Annotated in this window: 19 protein-coding genes; 9 read left to right on the top strand and 10 right to left on the bottom strand. The window is 69.9% G+C overall.

Going from position 1 to position 20,866, the window contains the following annotated elements:
* Window positions 1-278 precede the first annotated feature (278 nt).
* From AC07GB_RS22060 to AC07GB_RS22040, 5 genes are all read left to right on the top strand, one after another.
* Window positions 279-389, top strand: coding sequence for a keywimysin-related RiPP (locus tag AC07GB_RS22060; RefSeq protein ID WP_399621796.1), 111 nt, complete (start codon window positions 279-281; stop codon window positions 387-389).
* A 138-nt stretch (window positions 390-527) separates the two neighbouring features.
* Window positions 528-2,393: a lasso peptide isopeptide bond-forming cyclase gene (locus tag AC07GB_RS22055; protein WP_478847919.1), complete on the top strand. Its 1,866-nt coding sequence runs from the start codon at window positions 528-530 to the stop codon at window positions 2,391-2,393.
* A 114-nt stretch (window positions 2,394-2,507) separates the two neighbouring features.
* Window positions 2,508-2,780 carry a lasso peptide biosynthesis PqqD family chaperone gene (locus AC07GB_RS22050; RefSeq protein WP_478847917.1) on the top strand — a complete coding sequence of 91 codons (273 nt, stop codon included), beginning with the start codon at window positions 2,508-2,510 and terminating at the stop codon, window positions 2,778-2,780.
* Window positions 2,777-3,193 carry a lasso peptide biosynthesis B2 protein gene (locus AC07GB_RS22045; protein ID WP_478847915.1) on the top strand — a complete coding sequence of 139 codons (417 nt, stop codon included), beginning with the start codon at window positions 2,777-2,779 and terminating at the stop codon, window positions 3,191-3,193. The genes AC07GB_RS22050 and AC07GB_RS22045 overlap by 4 nt, the downstream gene beginning before the upstream one ends.
* A 41-nt stretch (window positions 3,194-3,234) precedes the next feature.
* Window positions 3,235-5,001 carry an ABC transporter ATP-binding protein gene (locus tag AC07GB_RS22040; RefSeq protein ID WP_478847913.1) on the top strand — a complete coding sequence of 589 codons (1,767 nt, stop codon included), beginning with the start codon at window positions 3,235-3,237 and terminating at the stop codon, window positions 4,999-5,001.
* Window positions 5,002-5,165: 164 nt separating this feature from the next.
* On the opposite strand, the gene AC07GB_RS22035 is transcribed toward AC07GB_RS22040, so the two are convergent.
* The 4 genes from AC07GB_RS22035 to AC07GB_RS22020 form a co-directional block, all read right to left on the bottom strand.
* Window positions 5,166-6,380 (bottom strand): G1 family glutamic endopeptidase, encoded by a 1,215-nt coding sequence (locus AC07GB_RS22035; RefSeq protein WP_478847911.1) that lies wholly within the window; start codon window positions 6,378-6,380, stop codon window positions 5,166-5,168.
* Window positions 6,381-6,494: 114 nt separating this feature from the next.
* Window positions 6,495-7,400 (bottom strand): LysR family transcriptional regulator, encoded by a 906-nt coding sequence (locus AC07GB_RS22030; RefSeq protein WP_478847909.1) that lies wholly within the window; start codon window positions 7,398-7,400, stop codon window positions 6,495-6,497.
* Between the two features lie 650 nt (window positions 7,401-8,050).
* A complete protein-coding gene (locus AC07GB_RS22025) occupies window positions 8,051-9,004 on the bottom strand; it encodes a DMT family protein (RefSeq protein WP_478847907.1) in 954 nt (317 codons plus the stop codon).
* Window positions 9,005-9,092: 88 nt separating this feature from the next.
* A complete protein-coding gene (locus AC07GB_RS22020; protein WP_478847905.1) occupies window positions 9,093-9,617 on the bottom strand; it encodes a CGNR zinc finger domain-containing protein in 525 nt (174 codons plus the stop codon).
* Window positions 9,618-9,643: 26 nt separating this feature from the next.
* Here AC07GB_RS22020 and AC07GB_RS22015 point away from each other — a divergent pair, with 26 nt between their 5' ends.
* Window positions 9,644-10,888 carry an MFS transporter gene (locus tag AC07GB_RS22015; RefSeq protein ID WP_478847903.1) on the top strand — a complete coding sequence of 415 codons (1,245 nt, stop codon included), beginning with the start codon at window positions 9,644-9,646 and terminating at the stop codon, window positions 10,886-10,888.
* A 204-nt stretch (window positions 10,889-11,092) separates the two neighbouring features.
* Here the strand turns inward: AC07GB_RS22015 and AC07GB_RS22010 are convergent, their stop codons facing one another.
* Window positions 11,093-11,758, bottom strand: a complete 666-nt coding sequence (locus tag AC07GB_RS22010) for a pyridoxamine 5'-phosphate oxidase family protein (RefSeq protein WP_478847901.1) — start codon at window positions 11,756-11,758, stop codon at window positions 11,093-11,095.
* A 150-nt stretch (window positions 11,759-11,908) separates the two neighbouring features.
* Window positions 11,909-12,238, bottom strand: a complete 330-nt coding sequence (locus AC07GB_RS22005) for an ArsR/SmtB family transcription factor (protein ID WP_478847899.1) — start codon at window positions 12,236-12,238, stop codon at window positions 11,909-11,911.
* Window positions 12,239-12,371: 133 nt separating this feature from the next.
* Here AC07GB_RS22005 and AC07GB_RS22000 point away from each other — a divergent pair, with 133 nt between their 5' ends.
* On the top strand, window positions 12,372-13,853 hold the full coding sequence (locus tag AC07GB_RS22000) for an MFS transporter (RefSeq protein ID WP_478847897.1): 1,482 nt from the start codon (window positions 12,372-12,374) through the stop codon (window positions 13,851-13,853).
* 195 nt (window positions 13,854-14,048) lie between these two features.
* The gene (locus AC07GB_RS21995) at window positions 14,049-14,759 is read left to right on the top strand and encodes an alpha/beta fold hydrolase (protein ID WP_478847895.1); all 711 of its coding nucleotides are present in this window, start codon (window positions 14,049-14,051) and stop codon (window positions 14,757-14,759) included.
* A 227-nt stretch (window positions 14,760-14,986) separates the two neighbouring features.
* Here the strand turns inward: AC07GB_RS21995 and AC07GB_RS21990 are convergent, their stop codons facing one another.
* From AC07GB_RS21990 to AC07GB_RS21975, 4 genes are all read right to left on the bottom strand, one after another.
* A complete protein-coding gene (locus AC07GB_RS21990; protein WP_478847893.1) occupies window positions 14,987-16,129 on the bottom strand; it encodes a serine hydrolase domain-containing protein in 1,143 nt (380 codons plus the stop codon).
* Between the two features lie 20 nt (window positions 16,130-16,149).
* Window positions 16,150-17,328: an MAB_1171c family putative transporter gene (locus AC07GB_RS21985; RefSeq protein WP_478847891.1), complete on the bottom strand. Its 1,179-nt coding sequence runs from the start codon at window positions 17,326-17,328 to the stop codon at window positions 16,150-16,152.
* Window positions 17,325-17,867 (bottom strand): toxin, encoded by a 543-nt coding sequence (locus AC07GB_RS21980; RefSeq protein ID WP_478847889.1) that lies wholly within the window; start codon window positions 17,865-17,867, stop codon window positions 17,325-17,327. Before AC07GB_RS21980 ends, AC07GB_RS21985 begins: the two co-directional genes overlap by 4 nt.
* 556 nt (window positions 17,868-18,423) lie before the next feature.
* A complete protein-coding gene (locus tag AC07GB_RS21975) occupies window positions 18,424-18,849 on the bottom strand; it encodes a helix-turn-helix domain-containing protein (RefSeq protein ID WP_478847887.1) in 426 nt (141 codons plus the stop codon).
* A gap of 951 nt (window positions 18,850-19,800) precedes the next feature.
* On the opposite strand from AC07GB_RS21975, the gene AC07GB_RS21970 reads away from it, so the two are divergent.
* Window positions 19,801-20,766 carry a ParB/RepB/Spo0J family partition protein gene (locus tag AC07GB_RS21970; protein ID WP_478847885.1) on the top strand — a complete coding sequence of 322 codons (966 nt, stop codon included), beginning with the start codon at window positions 19,801-19,803 and terminating at the stop codon, window positions 20,764-20,766.
* Window positions 20,767-20,866: the final 100 nt, after the last annotated feature.

The raw sequence follows: 20,866 nt of genomic DNA, 5'->3' as shown, positions 1-20,866 counted from the left end.
GGCGCCCTGCGCGACCCATTGTGATGATGTGGCCCTCTCCCTAACGTAGGGCACCGGAAATTCGGGACAGAAATTCACGGAGTGCGAGCACTCCTCCGGCGGAGCACGATCCGCGCGGACCGGACGAAGTGGCTCCGGAATTCTTGAGTCTCTGCATTCACCTGGCACGCGGTAAGCCGGTGGAAATGCACAGGCACCGCTCAATTCATTCCTGATTTCCACGGCAGGTGACCTGCGGCACTACGTCCCCGAAAAAGCAAGCAGGAGGGAAGACTCTCATGCGCACTTACGAACGCCCCACACTGGCCAAGGCCGGCGGCTTCCGCAAGGTGACCGGCGCGGGAAGCAGGGGCCCGAAGGACCTTCTCGGTCGCAAGCAGCTCCTCTGATCTGATCCGGCCGGCGCTGTAGTCGGCCCGACGCCGGGTGGCGGCCCCTCGGCCGCCACCCGGCCCTTTCGCCTCCGCCACACCTCGCCCCGGACCGTCGCTCACCGGTGGTTCCCGCGACCCGAAAAGGGGTATGCCGTGGACTCGCTGTTCTCCCTGCGGGCGGCGCCCGCCTGGTTTCTCGTCCTGCCCGACACCGACGCCGCCGCCCCCGCCGCACGCGCCGCCCTTCCCCACGCCACGCGCCGACTCGACCACCCCTCCGGACGGCCGTGGCTGATCGGCCGCTGGGCACCGGGCACCGCGATCTGCGGGGGCCGGGGCCACAAGCGGATCGTGGTCATGGGTGAGCACGAGGTGTCACCCCGCGAGGCGGACCGTGCGGCAGCCGTCGCGGACTCGACCGCCGCACTCGACCGCCGAGCCGCAACCTGGCCGGGCAGCTTCCACCTGGTGAGCACCGTCGCCGGGCGAATACGCGTACGGTCAGGCGCCATCGGCGTACGACGCGTCCACCACGCCAGGAGCGGAACCGGGAGCGACGCGGTGACCCTCGCCAGTGACCGCGCCGACATCCTCGCGGACCTCACCGGGGCCCCGCTCGACGAGCGACGCCTCGCGGTGGAACTGCTCACCCTCGACATGCTGCACCCCCTGTCCGGCCAACCCCTCTGGCACGGAGTCCACACGGTCGCGAGCGGCCACAGCCTCACGCTGACCCCCGACGGAGCCGCACGCGAGACACGCTGGTGGTCCCCGCCGCGGAGCGAGGTCCCCCTCTCCGTGGGAGCCGCAGCGCTCCGGGACGCACTCGGCGCCGCCGTACGCGTCCGAACCCAGGGCCACGACCTCGTGACGGCCGACCTCGGAGGGCTCGACTCCACCGCCGTGTACTGCACCGCCGTCCGCTCCGGCACCCCCGTCGTCGCCTACACCGTGGCCCAGCACGACGCACTCGGCGACGACGTGCACTGGGCCCGGCGCACCGTCGGCGCCCTCGGCGCGGCCGACGGCGGCACCCCCCTCGAACACCACGTCGTACCCGCCCACGCGGTGCCGATGACGTACGACGGCCTGGACGCCCTCGACGACGTCCTGGACGGCCCCAGCCCGATCACCGTCGACCGCAACCGCCGCATGAGCCTGCTGGAACTGGCCGCCGCACGCGGATCCCGGCTGCATCTGAGCGGCCTCGGCGGGGACGAACTCCTCGCCGGGACCCCCGCCCGCCTGCACGCCCTGCTGCCCGGCCACCCGGCCGCCGCGCTCGGCCATCTGCGCGGCTACACCGCGAAGTACCGCTGGTCCCGGCGACGCGTACTGCGCGCCCTGTGCGACCGGCGCGGCTACGGCTCCTGGCTGCGCCGCGTCGCCGACCACCTCACCGACCCGCCGCCCGCCGTGGACGAACCGCTGCTCGACTGGGCCACACCGCCCCGCATGCCGCCCTGGGCGACCCCCGACGCGATCGCGGCCGTACGCGAACTCCTCCACACCCACGCGCCCTCGGCCAAGCCGCTCGGCCGCGGGCACGGCGAGCACCGCGAACTGGCCGCGATGGCCTCCTTGTCCCGCACCGCCCGGTACATCGACCAGATCTCCGCGGCCCACGGCGTGACCTTCGCCGCGCCCTACTACGACGACCAGGTCGTCGAGGCCTGCCTGGCCGTGGCGCCGCACGAACGCATCACGCCCTGGCGCTACAAGCCGCTGATCGTGGAGGCCATGCGCGGCACCGTGCCCGACGCCGTACGCGCCCGCGCCACCAAGGCCAACGCCACCTTCGAGGAGGAGGCAGGGCTGCGGGCGCACCGCGCCGGACTCCTCGCCCTGTGCGACGAGTCCCGCCTGGCCCGGCTCGGCCTGATCGACGCGCGGGTCCTGCGCGCCTGGTGCGCCCGGCCGCTGTCGGCGGAGCTGGAGACCGACCTGCTGCACCCGACCGTGGCCTGCGAGGTGTGGCTGCGCTCCCGGCGCCCCACACCCGCCCCCGCCGGCCCGTGACCGCCCGGCGCACCCGGCGGACAACACCCGCCCCCGCCGACCTGTGACCGCCCGGCGCACCCACCACCCGACCACCACCGCTCGCGGTCCAACCGCACGCCCGAGGAGTGACACATGGCGCTCGCACTGCGGCCCACCGTCCTGCTGACCGAGACCGAGTACGGAGCCGCGCTGCTCGACCAGCGCAGCGGCGACTACTGGACCCTCAACCCCACCGCCGTCCGCGTCCTGCGCTGCCTCATAGCGGGCCGCACCGTCGACGACGCGGTCCAGGACCTGACCGGGGAGTACGACGTGACCGCCGAGACCGCGGCGGAGGACGTCGCGCGCATCGTCGGCGAACTGCGCTCGGCGCGGCTGCTGAGCAACGAGGGCGAGGACGCATGACCCTGTCCGAAGCGGTGCCCCACGACCCGCGCTCCGTCCCGCTCCCCGGCCGCCTCGCCACCCGCTGCGCGGTGGCCCTCGCCCACCTGCTGGCCACCCAGCCGCCCGTCCGCATCCGCTCGGCGCTGACCCGGCTGCGCCGCGGCGCCCGGCCCGCGACGGCCGCCGAAGCCGCGGCGGCGCGCACCACGGTCGTCACCGTCAGCCTCTCCTGCGCGGGCCAGAAGGGCTGTCTGCCGCGGTCGTTGGCCACCGTCCTGCTGTGCCGCATGCGCGGCCAGTGGCCCACCTGGTGCGTGGGGGTGCGCACCCGCCCGCCCTTCGCGGCGCACGCCTGGGTCGAGGCCGAGGGCGTCCTCGTGGGCGAGGACTGCCCCCACGACTACTTCCAGCGCTTCTTCACCGTGGAGTAGACGGCGTGCCCCCGTGCCCCCCAGCACCGGCGGCGCCTCCGGTGACCGGCCGCCGGGCCCTGCTGCGCACGCTGCGCCCCCAGCGGGCCGCCCTCGCCACCGGAACCGCGCTCAACCTCGTGGGCGGCGGGCTCGCGCTGCTCCAGCCACTGGCGGCCAAGTGGCTGGTCGACGGCCTCGCGCAGGGCCGCTCCACGACCGGCCCGCTGGTGCTGCTCGGCGCGCTCGTGCTGTGCGGCGCGCTCGTCGTCGGCGTGGGCTACTACGTCCTCGAACGTGGCGCCGAGGCGGTCCTGTGCGGCACCCGCCAACGCCTGACCGACCGTCTGCTGCGGCTGCGCGTACCGGAGTGGGAGCGACACGAGCCGGGCGACCTGATCGCCCGCGCCACCTCCGACACGACACTGCTGCGCCAGATCGCCGTCGAGGGAACGGTCGCGGCCGTCACCGGAACCCTCCTCACCCTCGCCACCCTCGTCCTGATGGGCCTGCTTGACCTCGTCCTCCTCGGCGTCACGCTCCTGGTCATCGCCCTGGTCGGGTTCGCGGTCGGCGCCGTGGCCCCCCGCATCGGCCGCGCCACCCGCAGGACCCAGGAGGCCGTCGGCGCCCTGGGCTCCGGGCTCGAACGCACCCTGGGCGCCTTCCGCACGGTGAAGGCCGCGGGCACCGAGCAGCAGGAGAGCCGCCATCTGCACGCGGTGGCGGAGCGCGCCCGGCGCACCGGGGTCAGCGCCGCGGTCTGGCAGTCCACGGCGGCCACCGCGTCCGCCCTGGCCGTCCAGCTGTCGTTCCTGGTCGTACTGGGGGTCGGCGGCGCCCGAGTGGCCTCCGGCGCGGTCTCGGTCGCGACGCTGGTCGCCTTCCTGCTCTACCTCTTCTCGCTCGCCCCACGCATCGGCCAACTGGCCGAAGCCGCAGGCCAGTTCCAGATGGGGGCGGCCGCCGCCGCGCGCATCCACGAGGTCGAGACGATGCCCACCGAAGCCGTGGACACCCGCCCCGGCGCCGCCACCGTGCCGCCCCCGGCGAGCGCGGGGCCCGCGGCCGTGGCCTTCGACCGGGTGTGCTTCGCCTACCGCGACGGCGAGGCCGCCGCCCACCACCACGTCTCGTTCACCGTGCCCCCCGGCGGCACCACCGCCTTCGTCGGACCGTCCGGAGCGGGCAAGACCACCGTCTTCTCCCTGATCGAACGCTTCCACGACCCCGACAGCGGACACATCGCCATCGACGGCGTCGACATCCGCCACTGGCAGGTGGCGCGGCTGCGCACCGCCATCGGATACGTCGAACAGGACGCCCCCGTCCTCGCCGGCACCCTGCGCGACAACCTGGTCTACGGCGTCCCGGCCCCCACCGAAGCCGAGGTGGACGAGGTGGTGCACCGCACCCGCCTCGACGCACTCGTACGGCGGCTCCCCCACGGACTCGACACCCCCGTCGGCCACCGCGGCAGCAGGCTCTCCGGCGGCGAGCGACAACGCGTCGCCATCGCCCGCGCCCTGCTGCGCCGCCCCCGGCTGCTCCTCCTGGACGAGGCCACCTCCCAGCTCGACGCCGCCAACGAGGCCGCGCTGCGCGCCGCCGTGACCGAGGCGGCCCGCACCACGACCGTCCTGGTGATCGCCCACCGGCTGTCCACCGTCACCGCCGCCGACCGGATCATCGTCATGGAAGAGGGCCGCGTCCGCGCCACAGGCACCCACCCCGAACTCCTGGCGAACGACCCCCTCTACCGCCACTTGGCCACCACACAGCTCCTCACCCGGGAAGACCCCCACCCACCAGAAGCACCAGGCCGATGAGCCCGTTCCAGCCGACTCGCCCGGCGTAGCGGCCGGTGAGCGCGCCGGTCGCAAGCCCTCAAGGGGGAGAGCCCGGCGCTTGCTCAGAGCTAGAGCCGGCGCAGGACGTACTCGTAGCCGACCTCACTGTGCGAGCTGATGACGGACAGCGCAGGCGGGAGGGGCTAACTCGCGCGTGAGAAGAGAGTGAAGTTGCTGTACCCCCCGCTGTCGGTGGTGGCCGGGGAAGGCGCGTAGACGATGCCCTTGTCGTCCTGGCGGCCGCGCATGGCCAGTGCCTCGTAGGAGGAGAGCGGCGCGCCGTCGACAGTGACGTAGGAGAACGGGACGTTCAGGGTCCGCGGCCAGGCCGAACCGAGGGGCTTGACGGTGGGGCGCTCCACAATGATCTCGGCGCTCTCCGAACGCGCCGAGGGCGCCTTCCGCTTCAGGGTCTGGCGTTGTCCCGGCCTGCTGAGGTTGTCGATGGTGAGGATGTACGTGCTGGGGTCGGCGGAGCTGCGGACGACCGAGGCCGAGATGCGGTCCCCGGCCTCCACCCTCATGGGGATCGGCTGCGTGTTGGAGTCGTCCCCGCCGTTGATGACCTCCCAGAAGGCTTCGTGCTTCGGGTAGATGTCGTGGTCTCGTTCGCAGGCGGCGTACGTGCCGACCTGGACGAGACTCTCGTTCCAACTGCTGTCCAGCCCGTCGAGACCCACCCACACGCCGACGTAGTTGCGGGGATTCCTGTCCTGACAGAGGAAGGAAGGCTGGGTCCACGCCGCCGTCACGGCGCGCGGCGGCGCGTTGACGGGACTGCTCGGGACCACGTATCCGGCCCAGTTGGTGTACGGGGTGTCGGCGAGGTCGATGTCGTCGATCTGGACCCAGGAGTCGCGGCCGGGGGCGGTGTAGCCCGCGAAGAGCGTGACCTGGGTGTTGTTGCCGGAGTTGAAGGCCATCCGGAGATATTGGTAGGCGCCCGTGGTGACGACCTTGCCAAAGTTCTTCTGCACGATCGTGCGGCCGTTGCTTCCCCGGGCTCCGAGGTACCCGGTGGTGAAGTTCCCCGACGTCCTGACCCAGCCGTCCAGGTAGTACACCGTCTGGCGTTTGACCGCCACCCGCTGTGTGACGGCGTTCCACTTACGACTGGACGTGCGGATGAACGCGTTCTTCTTCCCGGTCTTCTGGTAGCCGAGGCCGATGTCGATCCCCTTGTGGTCCGGGCCCTCTCCCCGCCACGCCCCGGAGATGACACGGCTGTTCTGCTCTTCGAAGCCGGGGTCACGGACCAGTCCGTAGGGGCGGGCGGCGGCCTGGGGCCCCAGGGCGGACAGCAGGGCCGTGACGAGGGCGAAGGTGACGGTCAGGACGAGGCAGCGTGAAGGCCGCATGGGCCACTCCTCAATCTGTGGGCGATCCCTGTACGTGCGATGAGCCGGGTATCAGCGTCCCGGGGCAGGCCCGGCTGTGTCGAAGTCCGCTTTCCTATGGGGGATAAGCCGTGCTTATGCGCCGGACGTGTGTGCCACGTGCCGGGCGGTGAGGCTCGCCAGCGCGGAGAACTGGCGTGGGAGTTCCCGTCGGTCGTCACGCCTGCGGGCCACCACGGTCTTTGCCGGCGGCAGATCGCACAGTTCGGTGATCCGGATCCCGGGCGGCAGCGGAAAGCTCCGGACGGCGTACGGCCCCGGGCACACCACCCGGTTCAACTTGACCGACAGCAGCACTTCCTGGGGCGTACCGGTGGGCTCACCGACGAACGGCGGCGGAGTGCCGCTCCGGTGTGCGTACAACTGCCAGTACTCGCGCATGCGTGGCCACACCCCCGGGTGGACCAGGGGCAGCGCCTCATCGATCACCTGCGCGAGCCCGATCCGCTCGGCGTCCCACAGCGCGTGGCCGACCGGAACGGCGAGACCGTGCGGTTCCTCGACCAGCGGCTCCCAGACCAGCAACTCGGGGTCCACGGGCAGCCGTATCAGGGCCACGTCGACCTCCCCCGTGAGCAGCGGCCGCTCGCACTCGGCGAAGCCGATCTCCCGCCAGGTCAGACGCACATGCGGATACGCCTCGGCGAACGCGCTCAGGACGGGCATGTGGATGCCGGCGGCCATGGGAAAGGCGAGCCCGACGCGCAGCGAAAGACGGCCGCGGGCGGCGCGCCGGGCGGCGTCGGCGGCCGCGTCCACGTCCTTGAGCACCTCGCGTATGCGTTCGTAGAAGACCTCACCCGCCGGGGTGGGCACCGAGCCCCCGGGACCACGGACCAGCAGCTCCACCCCGAGTTCCTGCTCCAGCTGACGGATCTGCTGGCTGAGCGCCGGCTGCGAGACATGCAGACGCGCGGCGGCCTTGGTGAAATTGAGGTGCTCCGCGACGGCCACGAAATAACGGAAATGGCGTAGCTCCACGACCGCCCCCTTGCCGTGATGACACACCCCATTATTCCGGCCAGGCAGCCCTCGCCGACGAAAGATGAGGCGAATCGCGTACGGCCGCCGCATTGCCGTAGTGCGTTGGTCGTGGAACGGCCGGTGTCGCCACCCTGTGTGCTACTCGGAAGCGTTGAAGCCCTGATCACCACAGGAGCCGAATGCCGGGGCGCGGCCGGAGCGTCGACCGATGCGGGACGGGCAACGGGGCCCCTTCGGAGACCCCGCCTCCGCGCCGGGCGACCTGCACGAGCAGCCGACACCGTGGGCCGGCCCGGCGGGACGTACTTCGCTGCGAAGATCTACGCCGATCCGGCGGGCCCGATCCGTACGCGCGAGCGCGCCGGTGCGCTGCGGGCGCTGGACGACGTGACGCTGCGGCGCCTGCTGCGGGCCGTGGGCCCTGACGCCGACCGGCCCCCGATGGTCGTCGAGATCCGTCACCTCGGTGGTGCGCTCGCGCGGGCCCCGAAGCACCCGAACGGGGTGGGGCCGCGCGATGCCGCATTCAATCTGTTCGTCGCGGATGTGGCACCGGACCGGGGCAAGGGCGCCGTCCTCGGAGCCGGGCAGCAGCGGGGCGGCGGGCCTCCGTGGCCGTGCCCCGCCGCCCACCGGGCACGGACTCGCTACGTGCGGGCGAGGTCCTTGCGGTCGAGGTCCTCGGTCGGGAGGTCGGGCCGGCCCTGGTCGGCGGGCTCGTGGGCGGGTGTGCCGTCCGGCTTGCCGTACCAGGCGACGGCCACGGCTCCGGCGACGGCGAGGGCGAAGCCGGTGACCGCGAGCCACAGGAAGCCGGGGCGTGAGGTGTCGCCGAGCCACAGCACCCCGAGGATCCCCGGCAGGATCGTCTCGCCCACGACCAGCGCCGCCGTGGCACCGTTGACCGATCCGATCTGGAGGGCGACCGTGTGCAGGTACATGCCGACCGCGCCGGCGATGAGGATCGCGTACAGGGCGGGATCGGTCAGCAAGGTCAGCGGGGCGAACGGATCCACCCCCTCAAGGACCCGTACACCCACACCGATGGCGCCGAAGCCCAGGCCGGACAGGAGACCGGCGGGGATGGCGCCGCGGGCGCCGAGCCGGCGGACCAGCAGCGTGCCGCCGCCCATCAGCAGCACCGTGACCGCAAGCAGCCACCAGTGTGCCGCCTGCGAGCCGCGGCCCTCGCCCTCGGCCCCGGCCGCCGTGGCCAGCATCACCAGCGAGACACAGACCACGCCGATGGAGACCCACTCGGCACGGGACAGCCGAAGACCCAGCAGCCTGATGCCCAAAAGCGCGGTCACCACCAGATTTGCGCTGATCACCGTCTGCGACAGGAAGAGGGGAAGCATCCGGGCCGCCAGCGCGCCCAGCGCGAAACCCACGAAGTCCAGCACCGTGCCGACCATGAACTCCCACGTCATGGCGGCTTTCGCGGTAGAGGCCAGGCTCGGGCCACCATGCTGGGTGACACCGGACGCGGATGCCAGGGCCGCCTCCCGGCGCGCGGACTTACGCGATCCCACAGCCTGCAAGACCGAACCCGTGCCGTAGCAGACCGAGGCCGCGACTGCCGTCAGAAGGCCGAAAAACACCAAAGACTCCGTTCACGTACAAGGAGGACCGAACGGCACCCCGCGTACTAGATGCGCCGCAGCGGCCCGACGTTCCCCCACTGCCTCTTCAGGTGCGCGCGGCTCGTGCCCGGTGCCTGCGGACGGCGTCGCGGTTGGCGCAGCGATGGGAGCAGTAGCGCTGTCGTCCGGTGCGCGAGGTGTCGGCGAAGGCCGTGTCGCATCCGGTGGTCGCGCAGCGCCGCAGCCGGTGCATGCCCCGGCCCGCCAGATGCAGCGCGGTGCCGACCGCGAACAGCGTGAAGAGTACGGAGCCGAGCGGTTGCCCGGCGTCCCGGTAGTGCAGATGCCAGTCGGTGCCGGAGTGGGACGTCAGCCGCGGATAGGCGGCGGCCTCGGCCAGCATGCGGTTCAGCAGATCGGCGCGCTCCTGCTCCCCGGAGGCGTCGACGACCCGCTCCCAGGCGTCGAGCGCGCACCGGGTGCGGCCGAGGTCCTCCGTGGTGACCGGGTGCTCCAGCTTCAGCCCGGCGGCGCGGCAGCGGTCCGCCAGCTCGTCCGCGCTTTCAGGCCGGCGGTTGGTCAGATCCGCGGCCAGGTTCACCGCGTCCTCGCCGTAAGGGTTGAGCTGCATAAGACCATTACATCAGCGTAGTGGGCATGACACAACACACTGTCGGACGGGCCGGCTCCCAGGCCCTCGATCCGTGGCGCTACCGCTGGGTCGTGCTGGGCATCGCCACCTTCACCCAGGCGGCGTCCGGCTTCTTCGTAGGCGGCATCGGAGCGCTCGGCGTCCACCTTCAGAGCGCCCTCGAGCTGAACACGGCGCAGCTGGGCCTGCTGATCTCGGCGGCCCAACTCGTGCCCCTGGCCGGGCTGCTGGTCGCAGGCGAGCTGCTGGATCGCTACAGCGAGCGCTGGGTGGTCGGGATCGGGGCCGCCGTGGTCGGCCTCGCTCTGGGCGCGGGGAGCCTGGCACCGGGCTACGGCGCCCTGCTGGTCACTCTGCTGGTGGTCGGCATGGGCTACAGCACTGTGCAGCCGGGTGGCAGCAAGTCGGTGGCGTCCTGGTTCGACGCGTCGCAGCGCGGCTTCGCCATGGGGGTCCGGCAGGCCGGGCTGCCGCTGGGGGCCGCGCTCGCCTCGGCCCTGCTTCCCTTCGTCGCCGAGGAGTTGGGCTGGCGGGCTGCCTTGCTGACCGGCGGCTTCGTCGCGCTGCTCGGAGCGGGCGTCTTCATGGGCTGTTACCGTCGGCCACCCGCGCCGTACGCACCCCAGGACAGCGGACCTTCCCTCCCGCTCGCGGCGCAGCTCCGGGCCCGGCTGCGCATGCTCCGCGAGCCGTCCACAGTGAAGATCATGCTGTCGGGAACCAGCCTGATCTCCGTGCAGTGCGGCGTGGGCATCCTGACGGTGCTCCATCTCCACCAGACGTCGTCGGTCGGCGCCGGGAAGGCCGCCCTGGTCCTGGTGGCCTCCCAGGGCGCGGGCGTCGCGGGCCGGATCTGCCTGGCGGCGTGGAGCGACCGGAGCAGGGCGGGCCGCTATGGCACCGTCCTGGTCTGCATGGTCGCCGTGATCGCCGGTCTGGTCGTCCTGATGACTCCGGCCGGGAGGGTGCCGGCCGTCGCCGCCGGCGTCTTCGTCTGGCTCGGCTTCTTCGGCCTCGGCTGGTACGGCCCGTGGGTCGCGTACGTCACCGAAGCGGCTCCGCCGGGCAGGACCGGGTTCGCTCTGGGTCTGGCCATGTCCGTCAACCAGGTCGCCGTCATCACGGTTCCGCCCGCGCTCGGCCTGCTGGTCGACCTCACCGACAGCTTCGCCCCGGCCTGGGCCCTGCTGCTCCTGCTGACCGTCGCCGCCTTGGCGGTCACGGCCGGCGCGGAACTCCGCGACCGCTGAGACGCATCCGGCCATCGCCGCACCACCCACGGTGCCGCGGCCCGGTACGCGCGGTGGCGTGCCGTCAACCCTCATAACGGGCAGTCGCCCCGGCCCTCCGCGCGTGCTGCGCTTCGCCCCCGCCCCGGCCGAGGGACGGCCGGGACGCCGCCTCGATCACTCGTAACGCGGCCGCCTCGATCACGCGTAACGCGTGCGCCCCGATCACTCGTAACGCGTGCGCAGCGACTCCCGCTCGATCTCCTCGATCTGTTCGATCGTCAGACCCGGCAGGTTCAGCTGGGCCAGGGTCACCTCGGCGCTGGCCGGCTGGGCGTCGGCGGGCACCCACTTGTCCGGCTGCCACGCGTGGGCGCGCATCAGCGACTTGGGGCAGTGGGGGTAGACCTCGTCGATGTGCACGACCAGCGCGGTGACGGGCGGCTTGCCGACGGGCGTGAGCTGCGCGAGGAGTTCCGGCCGGGCCGAGACGCAGGCGCGGCCGTTGACGCGCAGGGTGGTCGGGCGGCCGGGGATGAGGAAGAGCAGGCCGACGCGGCCGGTCTCCAGCACGTTGTGCATGGTGTCGAGCCGCTTGTTGCCGGTCGCGTCGGGGATCACCAGGGTCCGCTCGTCCAGCACGGAGACGAAGCCGGCCGGACCCCCGCGCGGCGTCACGTCCGCCCTGCCTTCGGCGTCGGCGCTGCCTATGAACACCAGGGAGGAACAGCCGATCAGCGCGCGGGTCTGGTCGGTCAGGGAGTCGATCTGCTTGCGGAGCGCGTTCGGGTTCGGCTCCGAGTACAGCTCGCGCAACTGGTCGGGGCTGGTGAGCGCGTCCGCCTGGAGGGCGTCGAAGAGCAAGCCGGTGGGTCCCTTGTCGATCATCATGGACACGACCTTAGAAGAGGCCGAGGGGGAGTGGGACCCCGCGCGTGATCTTGCCCGCTGTGACCATCGCTACGCCCCGGTGGGCGGGGCATGGTGCCGTGCTCCTGCCCACCGATCACCGTGCTGTGCGCCGTGCTGTCCTGCGAGGCGTCAGGCGTCGAGCAGTTCGTCCGCGCGGGCTCCGGCGAGCACGGCGTCGAGGAGGCCGGGGTAGCGGGCGTCCAGGTCGTCCCTGCGCAGCGTCAGCAGGTTCTCCCGGCCGGAGGGGCGCTGGAGGATGACGCCGCTCTCGCGCAGGACGCGCCAGTGGTGGGTCATGGTCGACTTCGCCGGTACGCCGAGGGTGGTGAGGACGCTCGTGCAGTTGTGGTCCCCGCCCGCGTCCAGGATCCGGATCACGGACAGCCGCAGTGGATTGCCGAGCGCGCTCAGGACGTCGTCGATGCGGATCTGGTCGCGCTCGGGGTGGCGGTAGCTCATCACCCCACCGTACCTCCGTACGTGGATATTCGAACCATGCCTTGCCTCTCCAGTGATCGTACGTAAGGATGCGTACCGTCCATCGTACGTATCCACGCGTACAGTCGTACTGCCTTACCGAAGGGGCACACCTGTGTCTGACAAGCGCCGTCTGGGTCTGAGTCTCGTGCTGCTCGCCCTCGCGCAGACGGTCTACGCCCTCGACCTCAACATCGTCTTCGTCGCCCTCCCCGAGATCGGCTCCGACCTCGGCTTCCCGGGCCAGACACAGCAGTTGGTGGTCAGCGCCTACGTCGTCCTCGCGGGCGGCTTCCTGCTGCTCGGCGGGCGCGCGGCCGATCTGCTCGGGCGGCGCCGGATGTTCGTCCTCGCCCTGACCCTGTACGCCGCCTCCTCGCTCGCGGGCGGGCTCGCGGACAGCGCGGGCCTCATCATCGCCGCCCGTGCCGTGCAGGGCATCGGTGGCGCGCTGCTGCTGCCCGCGACGCTCTCCCTCATCAACAACCTCTTCGAGGAGGGGCCCAAGCGCAATCGCGCGCTCGCCGTGTGGGGCGGCGCGGGCGCCAGCGGACTCACCCTCGGCGCCCTGCTCGGCGGCGCGCTCACCGAACGCTTCGGCTGGCCCGCCGTGTTCTACGTCAACGTGCCGCTCGCCGGACTCATCGCACTCGCCGCGCTGTACGTCATCCCGCGCGACCCGGCGCGCGGCGAGCGCCGCCGCTTCGACCTGCCCGGCGCCCTGAGCGTCACCGTCGGGTCGACGCTCCTGGTCTTCGGCCTGGTCGAAGGGCCCGAACTGGGCTGGGGCGACCCGCTCGTCGTGAGCGCTCTCGCCGCCGCCGCGGTGCTCCTCGCCGCCTTCGCGGCGATCGAGGCCCGCAGCGCCGACCCGCTGATGCCCTTCCGCCTCTTCCGCAACCGCAGCCTCACCGTCGGCATGACCGTCACCTTCGTCTACATGGCCACCTTCGGCGTCCTGCCGTACTTCCTGACCGTGCTGATGCAGAGCGTGCACGGCTACTCCGCGCTCCAGACCGGCCTCGGGTTCCTGCTGCCGTCCGTCGCCATCGCCGCGGGCACCCAGCTCGGCGAGCGCGCCGCCACCCGGCTCGGCACCCGCATCACCCTCCTGGCCGGCTTCGTGACCGGCGCGGCCGGCACGGTCGTGCTCGCGCTCGGCTTCGACGCCGACGCGGGATACGCGCTGCTCGTGCCCGGGCTCGTGGTGTCCGGCCTGGGACAGGGCGTCGTCTGGACGGCCATGTGGATCGCCGCGGCCACCGGCACGCCCGCGCACGAGCAGGGCGTCGCCAACGGCATCGCCTCCACGGCCCTGAACATCGGCAACGCCATCGGCCTCGCCGTCTTCACCGTCATCGCCGACCTCGGCACACAGAGCAAGACAGGCACCGCGCTGCGCACGGCGACCGCTGACGGCGGCCACCTCGTGGTGCTCCTGACAGCGGCGGGCATGCTCGCGGGCCTGCTCGTCACACTCGCCCTACCACGCTCGACCCCGACCCACACACTGCACGGCACCCCCCAGCCCACCCCCGACCTCGCCGACACAGCAGCCGCCGCCCCGGCCGGCGCCCCAGGAAAATCACACTCGTAAGCACCCACACCGGGCCCGGCAGCGGCGGCGCCACCTGCGCTTGCGCATCTTGGCGCGTACGTACGCTGCCGGGCGCTTCAGGACGAGACCGGCAAGGGATACGAGGTCTCCACGGACACCGCCGGCAGTGAGAGGTCGGTTCGGCTGTAGGTGAACGGTGTCTCTGCGGCGCGGGCCTCCCGTTACCTTCCAGGCATGGCTGATCATCACGTGATCGACGTGGGAGGCGGCGTCCAACTGGCCTACCAGGTCTCAGGACCGCCGGACGCTCCGCCTCTCGTCATGCTGCACGCGCTGGGCGAGGACGCCACGGACTGGGACGTGGTGGCACCGGCCTTCGCCCGCAGTCGGCGTGTCTACGCTCTGGATCTTCGCGGTCACGGTCGGAGTGATTGGCCAGGGGAGTACTCCCTGCACCTCATGCGGGACGACGTGCTCGGATTTCTGGATGCACTGGCACTGGGCCGGGTGGATCTGGTGGGGCACTCGATGGGAGGGATCGTTGCCTATCTGCTTGCCGAGGACTGTCCGCGGCTTGTGGACCGGCTCGTCCTGGAGGATGTCCCGATCCCACGTGCCCGGGAACAGACCACTCCGGCCAGGCCGGATGGAGAGCTGCCGTTCGACTGGGACATGGTGTTGGCCGTCAGACGGCAGGTCGACACACCGGATGAGAGGTGGCTGGAACGCCTCAGCAGAATCAGTGCCAAGACCCTCGTCGTGGCCGGCGGGCCGAGCAGTCACGTGCCCCAAGAGGGCATCGCCGAGTTGGCCCACCGTGTCCCTCACGGGCGAGTCGTCACCATTCCGGCCGGGCACTTGATCCACAGATCCGCACCCGTGGAGTTCACTAAGGCCGTTCTGGCGTTCCTCCAGCCGGAGGAGGAACCCAGCCCAGCACTGTGAGCATGAGATGCGGCAAATGTCGGTTTGTTGGCGCCTTGTCCGGGCCTCTGCGTGAAGCAACACGGTGACCTGGCCCTCCGCGCCGCCTGGCTGCTGTGCGGGACGGCCCGAGCGTGAGGCGATGCATGATCACCAGAGCCCCTCTGCCCAGAAGTTGATGAGTGAGAGCGACTGCCAGGCGAAGAGAGGCCCCGCCGCTCACGACTCCTCTCGCACCGACTCCGTCCTCACTCCCAGACCCCGGCCTGAGAAGGGTCCAGTGACTCGTAGGCGGCTCGGAGGAGCTTCTGGCCACGGGGGTCGGTGAGGCCGAGGTAGGTCATCTGGTTCATCACATAGGCGATGGTCATGCGCGCGTCGAGGTCGTTGACGACCAGTGATCCTCCTCTACCGCCCCAGTAGCAGGTGTGGCGGTTGGCCGTGCGGACCGGCGCGTCGTCCGAGCTGAGGGCGTAGCCGACACCGAAGCGCAGGGGGATGCCGAGCACGAGATCGATGCCGTGGTGCTGCTCGTCGAACACCGCGCGGCACGTGGCTTCGGAGAGAAGGGACGATTGCGGGTTGTGGCCGCTGGCGGTGAGTACTGACTGGACGGCGGCCACGGATCGGGCGTTGCCGTAACCCGCGGCGGCCGGGATCTCGGCGCGGTGCCACTGCGTGCTCCAGGTGTCCTGAGCCGTCACGTACGCCCCGACAGGGATGGTGACCCGTGGGTTGGCCGCGGGCGCGGGCCCCGGCGCGGGGATGACCTCGGAGACACGGTGATCGTCTTCAGGCGTGAGGCCGATGTGGAAATCGGCGTCCAACGGGCCAGCGAGTTGCTCGGCGAAGAACGTGCCGATCGACTGCTGGGAGATACGGCGAATCACCTCGCCGAGCAGGAAGCCATGAGTGAAGCGGTGGTAGCCGGACGCTGAGCCCGCTTCCCAACGGGGCGATTGGCGTGCCAGCAAGGTGGTGGACTTCTCCCAGTCGCACAGGTCGTCGAGTGTCATCGGCTGGTCCCAGTCGGGGAGCCCGGCGGTGTGACTGAGCAGGTGCCGAATCTCGATGCGGCCCTTTCCCGCGGCGCCGAACTCGGGCCAGTACTTGGCGACCGGTGCGAACAGGTCGAGTTCTTTACGGTCGGCGAGAACGAGAGCGCACAGTGCGGTCATCGTCTTCGTGGTGGACCACACGTTGGTGATGGTGTCGCGCTGCCATGGTTCGGTACGTTCTCGGTCGACGGACCCACCCCAGAGATCGACGACGGGTTCGCCGTCGAGGTAGATCGCCACGGAGGCGCCGACGTCCGAGCCGCTGCGCAGAGAGTCCGCGAAGGTCTCCCGCACCGCGCTGAACCGGTCGTTGCAGATGCCGTGTATTTCCATGTCGGACGAGGTCTCCGGTCTCAGTGTTTCGCTGTCGAGTGACTCAGGTGAGCGGCGATCCGGCGGATCTGGGGTGAGGTATCCGCCTTGGCTACTTTACGTAGGAACTCGATCTCGCCGGGCAAGTCCGCACCCCCGATGACGGGCGCGGTGAGGTCACCCCGCAGTGGCGGTGTGCCTTCTGCCTTGATGCTCCGGGCTACGCGTAACCAACAGGCGGTCACCCGGGCGTCCTCCTCGGCGGAGGGCGAGCTTTCGCATTCCAGGTGGGCCCGGACCTCGGTCAGTACCGCATGGGGGATATGGGCACGCAGATCGAGAATCGCGTCACGAATCTCGATCACTATCCGGTAGAGGCGCAGGTCCAGCGGACCGGAACGCTCCAGCAAAGCAAGGCCGCTTTGATGGTTCTGCGTCAAGCTGACGTCGGGCACCGCGTTGACCAAGTCGCGCCACAACGGCCACAGTTGCCACAAAATCCTTATCCGCCTGACCGCGACGGCCACCGCGGCCCCCAGGGGCACGAAGATCGCGCCCGCTCTTGCGAGGGCATAACAGCCCAGCAGAAGCGGACTGATGGCCGGAATCCACGAGTATCGAACCCCGACGTATGCGGCACTGAGCAGCCAGTAAAGGCCGGCGAAGGCTGCGCCGAGCCCGAAGAGCCGCAATCCGACGCGTAAGGAGAGATCTTGGCTCGCACGGCTGTACCGCCAGCAGGCAACCGCACACACCACGTTCGTACTGAGATTGACAGCGATGAGAACTGCCCAGTACGAGGTCGATGGCATGGGATGGGAGACAGGGGGGATCGCATGGTGCAGATGTGGCCCGGCGGCTGTGTCCAGCCAGACGAGCAGGACCATGACAAGCCCGGCCAGACCGTACAGCGCGTATGTATGACAGCCGCGAACCGCGAGAAGCATGAAGTCCAGCACAGCGGCAGAGGTGAGGATGCCGAACAGGTTCCGGGCCAACGCGGTCAGATGCGTGGGGCCGGTGGCCTGGTGTAAGAGGTCGATGAACCACGGCAGATGGAGCGTGAGTGCGGTCGCGGCGCCTAAGCACGCCAGCCATAGAGGACGTTGCTTGCTCGACCGCATGACGGCCGGAGCCCGCAGTCCCAGCGACACCCACATGCAGGCGACGCCCGCCGTCTCCCAGTCGGTCCCGAAGCTGTGGAGTTGACTGGCCGTCATAGCCGACTTGCTGTCTGAGTGATTCCCAAAGCCCCGCCCAGCGCCCTTTGCTCGGAGGGGAGGTGGGGAGTGGTGGAGTCGGTCCGCGTGGCGATGATCAGGCTCGCCGTCATCTCGGCTTCTTGTTCCTGGGTTTCGGAGTACGTCGTACGCGCCAACATGTCTCGAACAAGTGCAGGATTTAGGTCGGGAAACACCAATCGGGCGGTAGCATCATCCAGGGGAGAGCCGCTACGGTGGCCGCAGATGATATGAGCCAGCTCATGAGCGATGATGTGCTCTTGGTGGGGCCGTGTGGTCTTGGCTTCGAAGATGATGAAATCGACTGTGTTCGCGGCTATCCAAAGCCCGCACGGTTGTTCGGCCCGCATGGCGATCGGCACCAAATGGAGTGGCCGGCCACGCCGCTCGCTCAGCAGAGCGCATAACTCGGCAATGTCGCATGACGCGGGAAGTCTCAACGCGGCCAGACGGGCTTCACAGCTGCGGCGCAGGCGTGCGAGGTTGCGACGTTGACTGTGTCTCCTCAGCAGCGACACGAGAAAAGCCTCCTCAGGGAAGGAAGACCAGGGGCTTTGGGCGGCGACGGCATGCTCTCTACCGGCACAGGTGGGTCCCGTAACCGCAGACTCCGTCTTCGGTTACGGGGACGGACTTGGCGGTCCTGGTTCAGCATTCTTCCCCCCTGTCTCTCGTCCTGATCATGTTGTGGCCGCTTAGGCGCCTGGGGCAACAAGTTGCCGCGGGATCAGTAGCGTTGCTCTCTCGTGCCCCGGTGCGCGGCTCGGTGGTACCGATGGAGTGCCGGTCCGGATCCGTCGGGTCGGAGGAGGCGGCGGATCAATCCCGGTCTGCGTGCCGGTTCATGGACGATCTGGACAGCTTCGACCGTCTGCGCGGCACGCATGCCGCAGGGGCGGCTTGAACCTCTTGCCCTGAGCGAGGCGACAGGAATGTTCGCGTTCTCGACTGCGATCCTCGTGGGCGATGCACGTAACCCGCCCGTCCAGCAGACCGAGGGAAGGGCCTTTCCGCTGCGCCACCGTAAGAGCCTGGGAGCGGACTTGCGGGGCTGCCGATGCGGCACTGGCATCGTCACTCCTCCACGGCGGGTAGGCCCTGAAGCTTTCTCACCTGATCGAGCATGGTCGTGATCGCCTCAAGGCTGTCCCGTGGCAGGCCCACCGCTCGCAGGGCGACTCCGCGGACACCTGCTTGACCCAGCATCTCCAAACCCGCGAGCTGGGCGTTGACTCGCTCCGCGTGGTCGGGATCCACGAAATAGGCTGGTGAGACGCCGAAGAACTCCGCGAGCGCGGACAGGAGTTCCTGTGAGGGGCGTGTGCGAGAGCCGTTTCGCAATGCTGAGAGATAGCCGCCGCTGACACGAATGTCAGGATGCCTCTCCTTGATCGCGTCGGCGACCTCGTTGTTGGTCCACCGCCTCCCTTGGGGGCGGCTCCTGGAAAACAAGCTGTCCAGGCGTGTGGCCAGTGTCGACTGCCCTGACGCCCCAGTCATGCTGCCCTCCTGCGGCTGGTACGTGCCTCTGCCCCCATGCGCCCCCGTGCGACGGACAGTCGAAGCCTACTACGGCCGCTCGTCTGGCAGTTGACGATCCTTTGCTGGCGTGAAAGCATGCTCCGGAATCGACCACTAGACGAACTGCAAGCCGAACTTCAACTGCTGGTGGACTACCTGCTGGGGGCTGGACGGTCCTTCGGTCACTGCGTGATCCGAAGCTCATGGCTCCTTTGTGCATCAAGTGCCCTGAGTGAGGTGATTGCGCTGGTTGCGTTCCATGATCCGGTGGCGGGTGTCAGACGGCTGTCGTCTCAGTGCCTGCGGGGCCAGCGTGAGTGCCTTGCCTCCTGTGACCTTGTGCAGGCAGCCCTCTTGCCTCCGCCCACCGACACGGATCTGGCAGACGGCGGTGACGCGCGGCGCCGAGTTCGGTGCCTGTGGCGTCGTCCTCCCAGAAGCCATGTCTCCCGGGCCCGACTTCGCCCTGGTGGCCGGTTTTGTTCTCCCGCACGGCTGACGACAGGGGCTGTTGGCCTCCCTGCCCGATCCCGCATGCAGGGTCCTCCAGGTGGCCCCGGCGGGCAGTGCGGCTTCCCCTCTCTGCTGCCGGTGCGGACGGCCGACCGTCACACCAAGACAGGCGTCAGCGTCGGAGGGCACTCAGCGCGCAGCCGCGACCGACGCGGGCGGGCCCGTGGCGTCCAACTGCCGAGGTCGAACAGTTGGACGGAAAACCCCCTAGCATCGCAATCCAACGGAAATCCTTGAGGTCAGGGAACTTTCCGATGGGTTCCTGAAGGGGCCTCTGAAGGCGTGCTCGATTTTCCTCGACGGAGAAAATTCTGAGCCCACACCCTTGACACCGATCAGGTAAATAGTGGCAGCCATGAGGCCTGTACCGCACCGCAACGTTGACCATGAAGAAGAGACTCGAACGGGAGAGTTCAGGTGGATCCGACGAGCGTTGACATAGTCGCTCCCTCCGTCGTCGAAATCGAGTTGTCCCGACTGTCCTCCGGATCCTCTCCTCGAACCTCGGGTGAGGATCCGGAGCACGTGGAGACCCTGTTATCGACAGAGGGAGAGCTTCCGCCTATCCTCGTTCACCGGCCGACGATGCAGGTGGTCGACGGCCTGCACCGATTGAAGGCAGCGCGACTCAGAGGCGATACGAAAATCCTGGCAAGGTTCGTCGACGGCACCGAATCGGACGCCTTCGTCCTGGCCGTCGAGGCGAACATACGGCATGGTTTGCCGCTGTCGCTCGCTGATCGCAAGCGTGCGGCCGCCCACATCATCGGGACGCATCCGCAGTGGTCCGATCGACGGGTTGCCTCGGCGACCGGCCTCTCCGCCGGCACGGTGGCCGAGCTGCGCAGGCGCGCCGGAGACAGCGGAATCGAGGCAAGGATCGGGCGGGACGGGCGCGTCCGTCCGGCCGACGGTTCGGGGCGGAGAAGACTCGCCGCCGAACTCATCCGCAGTGACCCATGTCTTTCGCTCCGCCAGGTCGCCAAGCAGGTCGGCATCTCCCCGGAGACGGTCCGGGACGTGCGGGGCCGGCTGGAGCGTGGTGAGAGCCCGGTCCGGGACGGGAGCATGAGGTTACAGACCGAGTCGCATCCACTGCCTCGTACGGAACCGGACTTCGGCCGCGCTGTGGGACGCGATCGTCTCGCGATGCTGGAGCGTCTCAAGGCCGACCCGGCGTTACGGCTGAGCGAGACCGGCCGAATGCTGCTGCGCATGCTCATCATGCACTCCATCGACGGGCGGGAGTGGGAGAGAATCCTGCATCGCATCCCGCCGCATCTGTACAGCGTGGTCGCCGAGTTCGCCAGAGAGCACGCCCGGGTCTGGACCGGGTTCGCCGATCGCCTGGAGAACTGGGTGACCACTGTGGCCACAGAATGATCGCGTCCGGCGGCTTTCCGCCGCAGGCCACGCTCCTCCACATGCGGTCGGCTCACGCGCGCGGGCGCCCGGCCCGTACTCGCCGGAAGTCCTGACGAAC

The organism is Streptomyces sp. NPDC045778 (genome assembly GCF_056431945.1).
This window is presented reverse-complemented; position numbering and strand designations above follow the sequence as displayed.